Source organism: Flavobacterium fluvii, assembly GCF_900129545.1.
Lineage (GTDB): Bacteria > Bacteroidota > Bacteroidia > Flavobacteriales > Flavobacteriaceae > Flavobacterium > Flavobacterium fluvii.
Genome location: NZ_FQWB01000003.1, coordinates 286,003 through 301,223, shown reverse-complemented (window position 1 = coordinate 301,223; position 15,221 = coordinate 286,003). Strand labels below are relative to the sequence as shown.

Genomic DNA, 15,221 nt, shown 5'->3' with positions numbered 1-15,221 from the left:
ATTATGGCTACTCGCCATTTTATATTTAAACAAAAAAAAGCCCCAATCGGGGCTTTTTCAATATCTAAAACTCAAGTTTATTTGCTCAAATACATTTTCCTTCTAGAGTACAATTCATAGAATTGGTCGTCTTTCAAATCTTCAATAAACAAGATGCTTTCTCCGGTTGATTTCATTTCTGGCCCTAATGCTTTGTTCACGTTTTGGAACTTGCTGAAAGAGAAAACCGGTTGTTTGATGGCGTATCCTTTTAATTGCGGATTGAAATCAAAATCGGTTACTTTCTTTTCACCCAACATTACTTTCGTAGCATAGTTCACATAAGGCTCTCCATATGCTTTTGCAATAAACGGAACAGTACGAGACGCTCTAGGATTTGCTTCAATGATGTAAACCGTATCGTCTTTTATCGCAAACTGAATATTGATCAAACCAACTGTTTTTAAAGCTTTAGCGATTTTAAAAGTGTGATCTTTTATTTGTTGCATTACAAATTCACCCAAGTTGAACGGTGGCAAAGTCGCATTACTATCACCCGAGTGTACTCCACAAGGTTCGATATGCTCCATAATTCCTATGATATACACATTACCGTCTGAATCACAAATTGCATCCGCTTCCGCTTCGATTGCTCCAGCCAAATAATGGTCTAACAGCAATTTATTACCTGGAATCTGTTTCAATAAATTGATAACGTGCTCTTCCAATTCTTTTTTGTTGATCACGATTTTCATTCCCTGTCCACCCAATACATAAGAAGGACGAATCAATAAAGGAAAGTCCAAAGTATCTGCCAAAGCAGAAGCTTCATCAGCCGTTTCAGCAATTCCGAATTTCGGGAAAGGAATATGTAATTCTGTCAATAAATCAGAGAAACGTCCTCTGTCTTCGGCTAAATCCAAGGCATCAAAACTGGTTCCTATGATTTTCACTCCGTATTTAGACAATTTTTCAGCCAATTTCAAGGCAGTTTGCCCTCCTAATTGCACGATCACACCTTCTGGTTTCTCGTGTTGGATGATGTCATAAATATGCTCCCAGAAAACTGGTTCGAAGTATAATTTATCGGCCGTGTCAAAATCAGTCGAAACCGTTTCTGGGTTACAGTTGATCATTATGGTTTCATAACCACACTCTTTCGCTGCCAGAACTCCGTGAACACAAGAATAATCAAACTCGATTCCTTGTCCAATTCGGTTTGGCCCTGAACCTAAAACTACGATTTTCTTTTTATCGGTTACGATACTTTCGTTGTGAACGTAACGCTCACCATTGGCTTTTTCAATTTCTGCCTCAAAAGTTGAGTAATAATAAGGTGTTTTTGCCGTGAACTCCGCCGCACAAGTATCAACCAATTTGAATACACGGTTGATGTTCATCGTTGAACGCAAAGTATGTACTTCACTTTCCTTAGTGTTCATCATGTGTGCAATCTGTCTGTCTGCAAAACCTTTTTGTTTCGCTTCCAACAACAATTCTCTTGGCAAAGTTGTTACGGTATAGTTAGAAATCTCTTTTTCTAAAACATAAAGTTCTTCGTATTGTTTCAAGAACCACATATCAATTTTCGTGATTTCGTGAATGCGGCTCAATGGAATTCCCATGGCAATGGCATCATAAATAACGAAAACACGATCCCAACTTGCAAAAGTCAGTTTCTCGATAATTTGCTCATAGTTGGTGTATCCTTTTCCATCAGCACCTAAACCATTTCTTTTGATTTCCAATGACTGCGTGGCTTTGTGCAAGGCTTCTTGGAACGAACGTCCAATTCCCATTACCTCACCAACCGATTTCATTTGAAGACCCAAAGTTCTGTCGGCTCCTTCAAATTTATCGAAGTTCCAACGTGGTATTTTCACGATTACATAATCCAAAGTCGGCTCGAATAAAGCTGAAGTTGATTTTGTAATTTGGTTTTGTAATTCATCAAGATTATATCCTAAAGCCAGTTTAGAAGCAATTTTCGCAATTGGGTAACCTGTCGCTTTTGAAGCCAAAGCTGATGAACGAGACACACGAGGATTGATTTCAATCGCAACGATATCTTCTTTTTCATCTGGTGAAACGGCAAACTGCACGTTACAACCTCCTGCAAAATTTCCGATGCTGCGCATCATCAAGATAGCGTAATCACGTAATTTTTGGAATGTTGTATCTGATAATGTCATCGCTGGAGCAACCGTGATAGAATCTCCAGTATGAATTCCCATTGGATCCATATTTTCGATAGAACAGATAATCACGACATTGTCGTTTTTATCTCTCAACAATTCCAATTCGTATTCTTTCCATCCTATCAAAGCTTTATCAATCAAAACTTCGTGAATAGGAGACATTTCTAATCCGTAGGTTAGTTTTTCGTCAAATTCTTCTTTGGTATGCACAAAAGCAGCTCCAGTTCCCCCTAATGTAAACGAAGGACGAATTACCAATGGAAAACCAAATTCCTGCGCAATTTCTTTTCCTTCCAAGAAAGAAGTAGCCGTTTTTGCCGGTGCTGTAGGAACATTTATTTTTTGAAGCAATTGTTTGAACTGCTCTCTATCTTCAGTAATATTGATGGCATTAACATCAACACCAATCATTCGTACTCCGAAATCTTGCCAAATTCCTTTCTCATCTGCTTCCAAACACAAGTTCAAAGCGGTTTGTCCTCCCATTGTAGGCAAAACGGCATCGATTTGCGGATGCGCTTTCAGGATTTCAATGATGGATTTGGTAGTTAATGGTTTCAAATAAATATGATCGGCCATTGATGGGTCGGTCATGATCGTTGCTGGGTTCGAGTTAATCAAGATAACCTCGATTCCTTCTTCACGAATGGAACGTGCCGATTGGGAACCTGCATAATCAAATTCGCAAGCTTGACCAATCACGATTGGACCTGAACCTATTATTAAAACCGATTTTATGGAGTTGTCTTTTGGCATTTTTTTGTTTTTTTAACTTAAAGTTTATGATTCAAAGTGGCTTAAGTGTCTTTAAAATCTTAGACTTTAACCATTTTTAATGATAAGGTATAAAAAAAGGCGATACTAATAACAGTAACGCCTTTATGTATGTTTATAAAAACATTATTTTTTATGTCTAGGTTCGCTAGATACAGTCAATTTGTGTCTTCCTTTGGCTCTACGACGAGCTAGGACTTTTCTTCCATTTGCAGAAGCCATTCTGTCCATAAATCCGTGCTTATTTCTTCTTTTTCTTTTCGATGGTTGAAACGTTCTCTTGCTCATTGCTTTGTATCTTTAAAAAATGTATTTAATTGTCTTTGGTAGTTTTGAATTCTGTTATTCTAAAACCGAGTGCAAATATACAAAGACTTTTATTTCTGGCAAGTGGTTTTATAATTTTTTTTTTAATTCCTTTTCCTATCTTTGCTATCTTAAATATAGACATCATGTTTCATAGAATTATTAAACTTATTATCGCTGGACTTATTGTAATTACAGGCATTTGGCAATTTACCGAAAGTAACATTGGTAACGGAATCTTTCTTGTATTATTATCGGCTATTCCAATTTTTCTTTACTACAAAAACGAATTTATACTATTGGCTTTCCTAAAACTAAGAAAACAAGATTTCGAAGGCGCCAAAAAATGGTTGGCTTACATCAAAAATCCAGAAACTGCTTTGGTGAGAAAACAACAAGGTTACTTCAATTATTTGCACGGAATCATGCTTTCGCAAACCAACATCAATCAATCCGAGAAATATTTCAAGAAAGCGATTGAATTGGGATTGTCTATGGACATGGATTTGGCTGTTGCCAAATTAAATCTTGCCGGAGTGGCCATGACCCGCAGAAGAAAACTGGAAGCCACCAATTTATTGAACGAAGCCAAAAAATTGGACAAACAAAATATGTTGGCAGACCAAATCAAGATGATGAAGGAACAAATGAAGAAACTATAGTTTTCTCCACATTCTTTTACCACGATTAAAATCAGCCCCGAATTAAACTAATTCGGGGCTGATTTTTTTATTCCAAAATAATTCGGGGCAAGTTTTCGTTCAACCATTTGTATTTGGTCAGAATCATGATGTGCGTCCCTCCTTTTATCACAATACAATTCTTGATGTTTTTTATCGGAAAAACAGCATCGGCATCCCCATGTATGTGAACCACGTTTTTATCCTCTTCTACCCTGTTCCACAAAACCATTTGTTTAATTGCCCAATCCAAATATACCTTTTCACGCATTGACATGTATTTTTGGTATAAATTGAGTCTTTGTTTAACGGCATTCCCAAAAGATAGTTTCACCAATGCCTCAATATTTTGGAACAGACTCGTAGGCATTAATTTATACGCTTTGGTAGTCTTGGCTATTTTCATTGGAAGCGGTAGTTCCAAATTTGATTTGATGCTGGAAATAATAATCAATTTTCTCAAATTCAGGAAATTAGCCATTTCTTGAACCAAAACACCACCAAAAGAAACCCCAATCAAAACAGCCTTTTCGTGTTTTACCAATTTCGCCATTCTTTCGGCATAGCTCGATAAAGTCTCATTGCCCATGGGAGTTTCCCAATCCAGCAAATGAATTTCAAAAGTAGATTCAGGCAATTTAATATTTTCAAAAATTAACGAATTGGCCGCCAAACCAGGCATCATGTAAACAGGAATTTTATTCATAATTGGGGTTAAGCCGTTTTGCAACGCTATCGATTTGATTTTGTATAAAATTAATTTTTTTATTGGAACTAAATGACATTTCGACGCCATAATTACCAAATAAAATTACAATCAAAAATCTCATTTCATTTAAAACCATCCCGCTCTTGTGAATATCTCCTGACAAAAAAAACTATCCTGTCGAGATACGTCAAGAAATCGTTTGATATTGAAAATCAAATCGATACCTTTACAATTCTTATTACTTCTTAAGACAAAAACAACTGGTTTTAATCCCATTTGAAATCAATATCAATTCTGAATCAAAAATACTTTTGGTTGAAGTGCCAATGAAACAAAACAAATTATTATGGATGCAGCAGTCATTATTGAAATCAAGGACAATACTTTTGCCAGACAATTTGAAACTATGACCGAAAAAGGATTGGTTACGGTCGAATACTCTTTTCAGGAAAAAAAAATATTTTTGACCAAACTCAATGTACCGGATTTATTTGACGACGAAGAATTCATTTCTAATTTGCTCAAAGAAATTATGGCAATTGCCATCGAAAGGAAGCTGAAAGTAGTTCCCATTCTTCCCAAAATTGTGGTCTTTTTCAAAAAAAATCCGGTTTACAAAGAATTGCTTCCTCCGGGAATTCGATTATAAAAAAAAAGGATGTTTCAACTAAGAAACAGCCCCTTTTTTTATCTAAATTCAGACGAAATCAATCGACAATTATTCCATTATCTTCTTCCACCACCGCCGCGCATTCCGCCGCCGCCGCCACTTCTACCGCCACCGCTATAACCTCCTCCACTTCTACCACCACCATAGGATGAAGACGATGGACGAGAATAATTGCTGGATGAACTTGATGGACGAGAAAAATTACTCGACGAGGATTGACGTGATGAAGACCTGTCGGAAGTAGAAGGTCTTGACGATCCTGATTCACGTGATGAAGACCTGTCGGAAGTCGAAGGTCTTGCTGATCCTGATTCACGCGATGAAGACCTGTCGGAAGTCGAAGGTCTTGGTGACGCACTATTTCCTCTATTATTATTTGCTCTATTGTTATTTGCTCTATTGTTATTATTCGCTCTATTGTTGTTACCTGCACTACCTCTACCATTTCCATAATCGCCTCTAGCCTTGTTATTGGCTACCGTATTGGATCTATTTCTGGAATTATTGTTGTAATTATTAAAATGGTTTACGTGGTTTACGTTAATATTTACATTACCATGGTAACCTCCATAATAACCTCCATGACAATGGAAATTATTTGCCCAAAAAACAGCACGTGCAATTGGTACAATTGGATGAAAATATGGAGGATAATATCCGTAATAGTAAGGAGGATAATAAGGCACGTAAGCAGGAGAATACACATATTGCACAATTGGCGCCGATTGAACTACCACAGTCGTCGTTGGAGCTGTTTGTGCTGGAAGATTCATTGTTTCAGAACTGCCACCGTTATATCCAGGATTTGCCGTACCTCCTCCAGAAGAACTGGCACCTTTAGGCTCTACAACATAGTCCTTACCATACATATCTTCATCTCCTACAACCTGTATAGAAATTTGACCAGCTTTATCTTTTGAAACAAAAATAACCGCAACATCCTGGTTTTCTGTCTTGCTTACCGGAACTTGGAGAATAAAACTAAAATCATCATCCTCTTTGTTCGTAATTACCTTGATGAAATCTATTTTTTTGTCTTTATCCAAATCTAAATTATTGACACCAGTTTTACTGTCATTCAATGTTTTTTCAAAACCTTCAATAGTTTTAGCTTTTTGAAACACTTCCAATACAGCATAAAGATCCAAATCATCACCTGGCAATCCTAATGAAACCGGCTTGTCTTTAGTTTGTGCAAAAGCAGCCACACTAAACAAACTCGACAACAACAACACTATTGATAAAAATTTATTTTTCATATATTTTGATTGAAATTAATTATTTAAACCATTATTTGTAAGGCTAATTTACAAAAAAAAGTTTCTACTTTTCAATCTCGCTTAAATTTACCATTTTTTTATGTGCCAAGAAACCGCTAATATCTTCAAAATGTTCTTTTACTCTTTTGTTTCCAAATTCAAAAACTTTTGTGGCCAGTCCATCCAAGAAATCCCTGTCGTGCGAAACCAAGATTAATGTTCCGTCAAAATCGCGCAAAGCGTCTTTGATGATGTCTTTGGTTTTCATGTCCAAGTGATTCGAAGGCTCATCGAGAATCAATAAATTCACTGGTTCCAACAATAATTTTATCATTGCCAAACGCGTTTTTTCGCCACCCGAAAGCACTTTTACTTTCTTGGTAATGTCATCACCGTGAAACATGAAGGCTCCCAAAATATTCTTGATTTGGGTTCTGACATCACCCACGGCAATAGCATCGATGGTTTCAAAAATAGTGGCATTTTCATCCAATAAAGCGGCCTGGTTTTGGGCAAAATAACCAATTTGCGAATTGTGCCCCACTTCTACAGAACCTGTATCAACACCTATTTCTTTCATGATGGCTTTGATCATCGTCGATTTTCCTTCCCCATTTTTCCCAACGAAAGCAACTTTCTGACCTCTTTCAATCACGATATTGGCATCCTTGAAAACCACGTGGTCGCCATAGGACTTGGACATTTCTTTTACAATCACGGGATATTGCCCGGAACGGGCAGCAGGCGGAAATTTTAATTTCAAAGCCGATGTGTCTACTTCATCAACCTCGACAATAACCAATTTTTCCAACATTTTTACGCGCGATTGAACCGCATCTGTTTTCGAAAAAGTACCACGAAATCTATCAATAAATGCCTGATTGTCTGCAATGAATTTTTGTTGCTCGTCGTATGCTTTTTGTTGATGAATCCTTCTGTCTTTTCTCAATTCCAAATAATGGGAATATTTGGCTTTGTAATCATAAATTCGTCCCATGGTCACTTCAATGGTACGATTGGTAATATTGTCGACAAAAGCCCTGTCGTGTGAGATTACCACAACAGCTTTGGCAGCATTAATCAAGAAATCTTCCAACCATTGAATACTTTCAATATCCATGTGGTTTGTTGGCTCATCCAGCAAAATCAAGTCTGGTTTTTGCAAAAGGATTTTGGCCAATTCGATTCGCATTCTCCAACCACCAGAAAACTCCGATGTTTGACGCGAAAAATCTTCTCGAAGAAAACCCAATCCAGTCAAGATTTTCTCCACCTCGGCTTCGTAATTCACTTCTTCAATGGCATAGAATTTCTCGCTCAAGTCCGAAACTCTTTCTATTAATTTCATGTAAGCATCGCTTTCATAATCGGCTCGAATGGTCAATTGTTCGTTAATTTCGTCGATTTCGGCTTTCATCTTGAAAATTTCCCCAAAAGCCTTTGATGCTTCTTCCATAACCGTTGCGCCATCGGTAGTCAATAAATGCTGCGGCAAATAAGCGATAACCGCTTCTTTTGGTGCCGAAATATTTCCCGTTGATGGTTTGCTTTGACCTGCAATAATCTTTAAAAGCGTTGATTTCCCGGCACCATTTTTACCCATAAGGGCAATTTTGTCATTCTCGTTGATGGCGAAAGAAACGTCGCTAAATAAAGTTGTTCCGCCAAATTGAACGGAGATATCGTTAACTGTAATCATTTTTTTGTTGATTTGTTTATTCGATTAATCGTTTAATCGATTAGCGATTTTTTTGAAAGTTGCAAAGATAGATTAATTGAGGAATTGAGCAATTTTAGGAATGTAGAATTGGTTTCACAAAATCAATTACTCCAAAATTACTTTCAATTCTTCTTGAAAATCAGGATTCTCATTCATATTCAAATGATTTTGACCATCCAAAATAAAAACTTTATCGTCGGGTTTCAAAAGTTTTTGCATTCGAATTGAATTATCATAAGAAATCACTTGATCTTTATTCCCGTGAAAGATATAAATTGGTGATTTCACTTTTACGATATATTTATTGGTTTCAAATTTAAACTTCTTCAAAAAGTCAGGAACAAAAGGAACCCTTCCACTTGAAAATTCAATAAAATTATAATAAGGTGCTTGCAAAATTAGTTTTTCAGGCTTTTCAACTGATGCCAAATAGGCTGCCAATCCAGTTCCGATAGAATACCCAATTATTACAACTTTATTCCTATCATACTTCGTTATCAGTTTGTTATACGCAAAAGTTAAATCTTTAAAAACTTGATCTTGACTCTCTATTTCTCCTTCACTTTTCCCAAAACCTCTATAATCCAAAATAAAAATATCGTATCCTAAATCAGTATAATTTTTAGCAATAGATCCCCAAGTATCAAGTGAACCTGCATTTCCGTGAAGATAAAAGACTAATCCTTTTGGATTTGGCGTTTTGAATAATAATCCATTTAATTTTTTATTATCAAATGAAGGAATATTTAATTCTTCAAAATTCTGATTGAATTCAAATTTATAATCATTGGGAAGTTTATTTGCAATAAAAATCAGTTCTCCCTGATTGCAATAAACATAACTAACATAAAGCAAATAAATTGCTCCAAAGAATGTAAAAAGTGACAATATCATAAATCGGAACGTTTGCATAATTTTTTACTCCAAAATAAATCGCCTCACCACTTCGGCAACACCGTGATCATTGTTCGAAGCCACGACAACGTCGCCAAATTCTCTTAATTCAGCATCAACATTGTCAACCCAAATGCCCAATCCGGCATATTGTACCATTGTCAAGTCGTTTCCGGCATTTCCAATGGCGATGATTTCACTTTGATGGATATTTAGTTTTTTGGCCAAGATTTGAATGGCGGCTCCTTTGTCAACTCCGTTTGGTGCAGCTTCCAAGAAAAAAGGTTTCGACATGCAAACACTCAAATCGGGCATGGCGTTTTTCAATATTGGCTCCACCGTTTTCAGATAACTTGGTTCTTCCAACAACAAACATTTCACTGCCGAAGTGGTTACCGCATCTTTAAAACTCGGGACAATTATATGCTCCAAGCCCGTGATGGTACTTTCAACATCGATATATTCTGAACTCGTCTCGCTGATAATTTTATCCTCTAAATAAGTGATGATATGCGTGTTGTTTTGCTGACTGAAATCGTAAATGGAATGGATTTGTTCTTTGGTCAAGGAGTGTTCAAACAGCACTTTGTCTTCTTTCAGGTCTGTAATAGTTGAACCATTAAAAGAAATCATGAAGGAATTATTCACGTCACATTGCAATTCTTTGGCAAATTCAATCATCGCAGAGGTAGGCCTGCCCGAAGCCAAAACCACGTAAACTCCCAATTCCTGTGCTTTCAAAAGCATTTCCTTGTTTTCGTTTGATATTTCGTGGTCATCGGTCAACAAAGTGTCGTCCATATCCACCACCAGCATTTTATATTTCATTCTTTATTTTTTTATGATTTTAAACAGAATTTATCCTGCTTACTTTTTAAGTTTTACCGGATTTTGACGAGTGTCAAAAATTTGAAGAATACGAATTTCTGTTGTAGAATGGATTTTATAAATAATTTTATAATCTCTAACAATCATTCTTCGATAGGGTTCTCCCAAAAATTCATCAATTTGATATTGCTCAACAAAATGAATACTTTTACTTTGGGCTATAATATCACTAATGACATTTTTTGCCCCTTGAGGAGATTTTAATTTAATAAATTCAAAGATTAATTTTAAATCAGCTTTGGCTTGAATATCCCAAAGAATTTTAATTGGCTTTTGCATATTACCAATTCTCGATTTCTTTTTCTAAATCTTCAATTGTAGTATATTTTCCTGATGAAATTCGTTCATCAGCTTCTTTAACCATATTGACATATTCTTCTTTATCAACTGGATAACCACTAATAGTATGGGCAACAACTTCTTTATCCAAGACAGATTTAAGCGCTATAATTTTTTTTAGCTTGCTTTCATCATTAATATGAAGCAGCCAATCCACCAATTCCTTTTTTTTTGCAGCTATATCCATCTTACAGAGTTATTTGAATAACAAATATACAAATTTTAAATACTCAACCTGAATTCCTCGATTACGGGATTCGCTTTTGCAAAATCGGTTTCCTGGATAAACAATTCAACAGCTTGCCCTGAATTTCCAAATCCTGCCAATCTAGCCGATTGAATATTGTTTTTCAAAACCGTGTCCACTCCTGCTTCTTCAATTTTTCCCTGCAAAGCCAAAGCCAAAATTTCGCTTCCAGAAAACACCTTCATTAATCCCATAGTTTTTTATTATTTATAGTTTGCTTCGCCAGTTCGCTGACGCTCGTGTGTTGTTAAAAACCGATTACTCCTCTTCTTGATCTTCTTCGCCTTCTTCGAAATCCTCATCGTCTTCAAAATACTCGTCTTCCTCTGCTTCATCAAAATCGAATTCAAAAGGCTCTACCAACATCTTGTCTGCCAAAATTTCTATTCTTTCCGTGAAGACATCCGAAAAAATAATGCGTTGGGTTTTGGCAATGCTGTTCGAAATACGCATGATCTTGGTTTCGTGACGCAATTTCAAAATAGGGTCGGCATCGTCAAGAATAAACATTCGCAATCGATTCACGTTGTAGCCTGCCGTACTGAACAAATCGCTCAATTTGTTGGGTGTACCAATCAATACATCGATTCCCGTGGAAATATAATTCTTGTCATAATCCGTGTCGCCTTTGTCGTGAACACCATAGACTTCCAAACCAGAATTTTTTCCGTATTTTTCGAAAAGCGCCACCATTTCCAACACCTTGGCTTTATCTTCCACAATAATCAAGGCACGAGGAGATTCTTCGGTGGCACCAGCCAATTTCTGGATCACGTTGATGACTATTGTCGTCGTTTTTCCGCTTCCTTGTGGAGCAATAATAATACAATCGGCTCCACTTTTCAGGGTCGAAAATGTTTCTTTTTGCATCTCGTTGGCTTCGGTCAAACCGCTTTCAATGAGGGCATCTTGCAGGTTTTCGTTTATTTTTTTTAGTTTCATATTTTCTTCTTTTTGACACGAATTACACTAATTCAATTTCTAAAAACTAGCATAATTTGTGTCTAATATTATTTACTCGCAAACAGTTGCACGTCGCTTTCCGAAATTTCGTTTCCACCCAGGATAATCAATCGTTCCACCACGTTTCGCAATTCGCGAATGTTTCCCGTCCAATCGTATTCCTGCAATAATTTGACTGCGGCTTTAGAGAAATGTTTCACCGCATTTCCTTGTTCGGAAGCTATTTTATCGGCAAAATGTGAAATCAACAACGGAATATCGTCTCTTCTTTCGTTCAACGATGGAACGTTTATCAAGATTACGGCCAAACGATGGTACAAATCCTCGCGGAAACGACCTTCGGCTATTTCTTTTTTCAAGTCTTTGTTGGTTGCCGCAATGACGCGAACGTCCACTTTGATGTCCTTGTCTGCGCCAACGCGAGTAATCATGTTTTCCTGCAAAGCTCTCAATACTTTGGCTTGGGCAGAAAGACTCATGTCTCCAATTTCATCCAAGAAAATAGTTCCTTTGTCGGCTGCTTCAAATTTACCGGCACGATCTTTCACTGCCGAAGTAAAAGCACCTTTCACGTGGCCAAACAATTCGCTTTCTATCAATTCACTTGGAATCGCGGCACAATTCACTTCGATTAAAGGAAAACTGGCTCTTTGGCTTTTCTCGTGCAATTGATGGGCAACCAATTCTTTTCCGGTTCCGTTGGGACCCGTAACCAAAACTCGGGCTTCGGTTTCGGCTACTTTTTCAATCATCACTTTGATGCGATTGATGGGTTCGCTTTCGCCAATCATTTCGTAGTTCTTGCTGACTTTTTTCTTCAGGATTTTATTTTCGACCACGAGTTGTTTTCTGTCCAAAGCATTGCGGACGGTATTCAACAATCGGTTCAAATCAGGCGGTTTCGAGATATAATCAAAAGCGCCCAAACGCATCGTTTGAATGGCGGTTTCCATGTCGCCGTGACCTGAAATCATCACCATCGGAATTTCGGGTTTTATCTTTTTCACGGCTTCAAGTACTTCGACTCCGTCCATTTTGGGCATCTTGATGTCACACAAAACGAGGTCGTAGTCGTTGTTTTTTATTTTTTCCAATCCTTGAACTCCGTCTTCGGCATCTTCCACAATATAAGTATCACTTTCTTCGGAAAGTATTTTTGCAAGTACTCTTCGGATAGCGGCTTCGTCTTCTATGATTAGTATTTTACTCATCTTTTTTTGATTAATCGGTTAATTGCTTATTCGTTTAACCGATTAAACAGTTAAACCATTAAACTCTATCAATATTTCAACCATTTATACAATTCTTTCCAGGTTGGTTTTTTGCCGTACATCAATATTCCCACTCGATATATTTTTGAAGCAAACCAAACCACGAAAAAGAAGGTTGCAAAAAGTATCGTGATAGAAATGGCAATCTGCCACCAAGGCACGCCAAACGGAATTCGCATCAGCATGACGATGGGCGACGTCAGCGGAATCATCGAAAATACCGTGGCAATAGTCCCGTGCGGATCATTGATAACGGTAAAAAATCCGATGTAAACAGCAAGTACCAACGGCATGATGATAGGCAAAAGAAATTGTTGGGAATCGGTTTCGCTGTCCACCGCAGCTCCAATGGCGGCATAAAATGAACTGTATAAAAAGTAGCCTCCAATGAAATAAACCACGAAACTAAAAAAGATAGTTGCTATAGGCAAACTTTGCAATCCAATGATAATGGTTTTGGCGTTTAAAGCAAATCCTTGAAGAGACGAATTCATCATTTCAGGATGTATTTTCGTCACTGGAGTGGCGTCAATTCCCAAAAATGCTGATGCGGCAAACATTAAAGTTAATCCAATAATTGCCCAAATACTGAATTGGAGCAATCCTGCCAAGGAAGTTCCTATGATTTTTCCCATCATCAATTGAAATGGTTTTACCGAGGAAATAATGATTTCGACAATGCGATTGGTTTTTTCTTCGATAACGCTGCGCATGACCATGTTGCCATAAATAATAATAAACATCATGATAAGATAACCGAATGAGCCACCAATGGCAATCTTTATTTCATTGAGTCCTTTTACGCTCTCCTCTCCCGAAGCTTTTACCTGACTTATACTGACTTGGGCCTGGGCTTCATGAATTGCCAACGTATCTAATTTGGCTTTTTCGAAATTGTCTTTGGTCAGTTTTTTGGCAACTATGTCTTGAAGGTTTTCTACAAATGAAATGCTGGGACTTTCGTTGGAAATGAACTGGATTTTGTTTTCCAAGTCTTTGGCATTCGTCACTTTCGGGATATAAAGCAGTCCTTCGTAACTCTCGTTTGTGATGCTGTCCTTCAAGAATTTCACGTCAATCATGGATAAATCATGATAAACATATTCGCCATTTTCACTGTTCAACGCATTGAATTCGTTGACAAACAAACCGGTTTCATCGTGAATGGCAACTCGTTTTGTATCGGCTTTCATCGTACTCAGATAACCGACAAAAGCAGCAATTCCCACAAAAAGCAATGGACTCAAAAAAGTCATTACAATAAATGATTTATTGCGCACTTTGGCGACAAATTCTCTTTTTATTATTAGTGATATGATGCTCATTTAAAAATTTTAGATATCAGAGTTGTGATTTTAGATTTTCAATCTAAATTTATTGACTTACTGTTTGTATAAAAATATCGGTGACACTCGGGATCTTTTCCATAAAATGGGTTACTTGTCCTCTTTGAACCAGAATGTTGAGCAATTCATTTGGCGTTGCATTTCCGAGTTGGATTTCGAGTTTCAATTCGTTGTTTAGCGATTTGAAATTGGTTTGCCCCACCTTGAATTTTTGGGTAATGTCATACATCAACCCTTCAACATTATCGGATAAAATTCCCACTTCAAAACTATTGGTTCGGAATTGGCGTTTCACGTCGTCCAGTTTTCCTTCGATCAATTTGTTCGATTTGTGGATCAAGGCAATATGGTCACACAATTCTTCCACGCTTTCCATTCGATGGGTCGAAAAAATTATGGTGGAACCTTGTTTCTGCAATTCCAGGATTTCGTCTTTGATGATATTGGCATTCACGGGATCAAAACCGGAGAATGGTTCGTCAAAAATCAACAATTTGGGTTTGTGCAAAACGCAAACCACGAACTGTACCTTCTGCGCCATCCCTTTGGAAAGTTCCTGAATTTTCTTGTTCCACCATCCTTGAATCTCCAGCTTTTCGAACCAATATTCCAGTTGTTCTTTGGCTTCGGCTTTAGAAAGTCCTTTCATTTGGGCCAAATACAAGCATTGTTCACCCACTTTCATCGTTTTATACAAACCGCGTTCTTCCGGCAAATAACCAATATATTGAACGTGTTCCGGTTTTAGTTTTTCACCTTCAAAAATAATGTCGCCACTGTCGGGCATCGTGATTTGGTTGATGATTCGTATAAGGGATGTTTTTCCTGCTCCATTGGGACCAAGAAGTCCATATATACTTCCTTTGGGAATCGTTAGTGAAACTTCATTAAGCGCAACATATTCACCGTATTTCTTGACTACGTTTTTTACTTCAAGTAAGTTGCTCATACTAATTTTTGGTTTATTTCAACTGTCAG

16 protein-coding genes are annotated in these 15,221 nt (G+C 37.2%); 2 read left to right on the top strand and 14 right to left on the bottom strand.

The genetic code is table 11. The features are described from left to right. Positions 1–77: 77 nt before the first annotated feature. Together carB and rpmH are read right to left on the bottom strand one after the other, a co-directional pair. Positions 78–2,933 carry a carbamoyl-phosphate synthase large subunit gene (carB, locus tag BUC16_RS09110; RefSeq protein ID WP_073369981.1) on the bottom strand — a complete coding sequence of 952 codons (2,856 nt, stop codon included), beginning with the start codon at positions 2,931–2,933 and terminating at the stop codon, positions 78–80. A 144-nt stretch (positions 2,934–3,077) separates the two neighbouring features. Continuing rightward, complete coding sequence (gene rpmH / locus BUC16_RS09105; RefSeq protein ID WP_008464848.1) at positions 3,078–3,239, bottom strand: 50S ribosomal protein L34; 162 nt, start codon at positions 3,237–3,239, stop codon at positions 3,078–3,080. Positions 3,240–3,403: 164 nt separating this feature from the next. Here rpmH and BUC16_RS09100 point away from each other — a divergent pair, with 164 nt between their 5' ends. Beyond that, positions 3,404–3,919 (top strand): hypothetical protein, encoded by a 516-nt coding sequence (locus BUC16_RS09100; RefSeq protein ID WP_073370240.1) that lies wholly within the window; start codon positions 3,404–3,406, stop codon positions 3,917–3,919. A gap of 67 nt (positions 3,920–3,986) precedes the next feature. On the opposite strand, the gene BUC16_RS09095 is transcribed toward BUC16_RS09100, so the two are convergent. Further along, positions 3,987–4,643 carry an alpha/beta fold hydrolase gene (locus BUC16_RS09095; protein WP_073369980.1) on the bottom strand — a complete coding sequence of 219 codons (657 nt, stop codon included), beginning with the start codon at positions 4,641–4,643 and terminating at the stop codon, positions 3,987–3,989. Between the two features lie 367 nt (positions 4,644–5,010). Here BUC16_RS09095 and BUC16_RS09090 point away from each other — a divergent pair, with 367 nt between their 5' ends. Further along, positions 5,011–5,295 carry a GNAT family N-acetyltransferase gene (locus BUC16_RS09090; protein ID WP_073370238.1) on the top strand — a complete coding sequence of 95 codons (285 nt, stop codon included), beginning with the start codon at positions 5,011–5,013 and terminating at the stop codon, positions 5,293–5,295. A gap of 77 nt (positions 5,296–5,372) precedes the next feature. Here BUC16_RS09090 and BUC16_RS09085 read toward each other — a convergent pair whose 3' ends face one another. The 11 genes from BUC16_RS09085 to BUC16_RS09035 all read right to left on the bottom strand — a co-directional run bounded on the left by BUC16_RS09085 (position 5,373) and on the right by BUC16_RS09035 (position 15,192). Beyond that, complete coding sequence (locus BUC16_RS09085; protein WP_073369978.1) at positions 5,373–6,575, bottom strand: hypothetical protein; 1,203 nt, start codon at positions 6,573–6,575, stop codon at positions 5,373–5,375. A gap of 64 nt (positions 6,576–6,639) precedes the next feature. After that, positions 6,640–8,274 (bottom strand): ABC-F family ATP-binding cassette domain-containing protein, encoded by a 1,635-nt coding sequence (locus tag BUC16_RS09080; RefSeq protein WP_073369977.1) that lies wholly within the window; start codon positions 8,272–8,274, stop codon positions 6,640–6,642. A 126-nt stretch (positions 8,275–8,400) separates the two neighbouring features. After that, positions 8,401–9,189, bottom strand: a complete 789-nt coding sequence (locus tag BUC16_RS09075) for an alpha/beta hydrolase (protein ID WP_084546133.1) — start codon at positions 9,187–9,189, stop codon at positions 8,401–8,403. 24 nt (positions 9,190–9,213) lie between these two features. Continuing rightward, the gene (locus BUC16_RS09070; protein ID WP_073369974.1) at positions 9,214–10,017 is read right to left on the bottom strand and encodes a Cof-type HAD-IIB family hydrolase; all 804 of its coding nucleotides are present in this window, start codon (positions 10,015–10,017) and stop codon (positions 9,214–9,216) included. Between the two features lie 39 nt (positions 10,018–10,056). Further along, positions 10,057–10,356 (bottom strand): type II toxin-antitoxin system RelE/ParE family toxin, encoded by a 300-nt coding sequence (locus BUC16_RS09065; protein WP_073369972.1) that lies wholly within the window; start codon positions 10,354–10,356, stop codon positions 10,057–10,059. 1 nt (position 10,357) lies between these two features. Beyond that, positions 10,358–10,603 (bottom strand): hypothetical protein, encoded by a 246-nt coding sequence (locus BUC16_RS09060; protein WP_073369970.1) that lies wholly within the window; start codon positions 10,601–10,603, stop codon positions 10,358–10,360. A 35-nt stretch (positions 10,604–10,638) separates the two neighbouring features. Further along, positions 10,639–10,857, bottom strand: coding sequence for a putative signal transducing protein (locus BUC16_RS09055; RefSeq protein ID WP_073369969.1), 219 nt, complete (start codon positions 10,855–10,857; stop codon positions 10,639–10,641). 64 nt (positions 10,858–10,921) lie between these two features. Beyond that, positions 10,922–11,605: a DEAD/DEAH box helicase gene (locus BUC16_RS09050; RefSeq protein WP_073369967.1), complete on the bottom strand. Its 684-nt coding sequence runs from the start codon at positions 11,603–11,605 to the stop codon at positions 10,922–10,924. A gap of 68 nt (positions 11,606–11,673) precedes the next feature. Continuing rightward, positions 11,674–12,837, bottom strand: a complete 1,164-nt coding sequence (locus tag BUC16_RS09045; RefSeq protein WP_073369966.1) for a sigma-54-dependent transcriptional regulator — start codon at positions 12,835–12,837, stop codon at positions 11,674–11,676. Between the two features lie 68 nt (positions 12,838–12,905). Then, positions 12,906–14,222, bottom strand: coding sequence for an ABC transporter permease (locus tag BUC16_RS09040; RefSeq protein WP_073369964.1), 1,317 nt, complete (start codon positions 14,220–14,222; stop codon positions 12,906–12,908). A gap of 49 nt (positions 14,223–14,271) precedes the next feature. After that, positions 14,272–15,192, bottom strand: coding sequence for an ABC transporter ATP-binding protein (locus BUC16_RS09035; protein WP_073369962.1), 921 nt, complete (start codon positions 15,190–15,192; stop codon positions 14,272–14,274). Between the last annotated feature and the right edge of the window lie 29 nt (positions 15,193–15,221).

Bases quoted from the DNA above. Each gene is read 5' to 3' on its own strand.
- carB (WP_073369981.1), bottom strand. From the start codon at position 2,933: ATGCCAAAAGACAACTCCATAAAATCGGTTTTAATAATAGGTTCAGGT.
- rpmH (WP_008464848.1), bottom strand. From the start codon at position 3,239: ATGAGCAAGAGAACGTTTCAACCATCGAAAAGAAAAAGAAGAAATAAG.
- BUC16_RS09100 (WP_073370240.1), top strand. From the start codon at position 3,404: ATGTTTCATAGAATTATTAAACTTATTATCGCTGGACTTATTGTAATT.
- BUC16_RS09095 (WP_073369980.1), bottom strand. From the start codon at position 4,643: ATGAATAAAATTCCTGTTTACATGATGCCTGGTTTGGCGGCCAATTCG.
- BUC16_RS09085 (WP_073369978.1), bottom strand. From the start codon at position 6,575: ATGAAAAATAAATTTTTATCAATAGTGTTGTTGTTGTCGAGTTTGTTT.
- BUC16_RS09080 (WP_073369977.1), bottom strand. From the start codon at position 8,274: ATGATTACAGTTAACGATATCTCCGTTCAATTTGGCGGAACAACTTTA.
- BUC16_RS09075 (WP_084546133.1), bottom strand. From the start codon at position 9,189: ATGATATTGTCACTTTTTACATTCTTTGGAGCAATTTATTTGCTTTAT.
- BUC16_RS09070 (WP_073369974.1), bottom strand. From the start codon at position 10,017: ATGAAATATAAAATGCTGGTGGTGGATATGGACGACACTTTGTTGACC.
- BUC16_RS09065 (WP_073369972.1), bottom strand. From the start codon at position 10,356: ATGCAAAAGCCAATTAAAATTCTTTGGGATATTCAAGCCAAAGCTGAT.
- BUC16_RS09060 (WP_073369970.1), bottom strand. From the start codon at position 10,603: ATGGATATAGCTGCAAAAAAAAAGGAATTGGTGGATTGGCTGCTTCAT.
- BUC16_RS09055 (WP_073369969.1), bottom strand. From the start codon at position 10,857: ATGGGATTAATGAAGGTGTTTTCTGGAAGCGAAATTTTGGCTTTGGCT.
- BUC16_RS09050 (WP_073369967.1), bottom strand. From the start codon at position 11,605: ATGAAACTAAAAAAAATAAACGAAAACCTGCAAGATGCCCTCATTGAA.
- BUC16_RS09045 (WP_073369966.1), bottom strand. From the start codon at position 12,837: ATGAGTAAAATACTAATCATAGAAGACGAAGCCGCTATCCGAAGAGTA.
- BUC16_RS09040 (WP_073369964.1), bottom strand. From the start codon at position 14,222: ATGAGCATCATATCACTAATAATAAAAAGAGAATTTGTCGCCAAAGTG.
- BUC16_RS09035 (WP_073369962.1), bottom strand. From the start codon at position 15,192: ATGAGCAACTTACTTGAAGTAAAAAACGTAGTCAAGAAATACGGTGAA.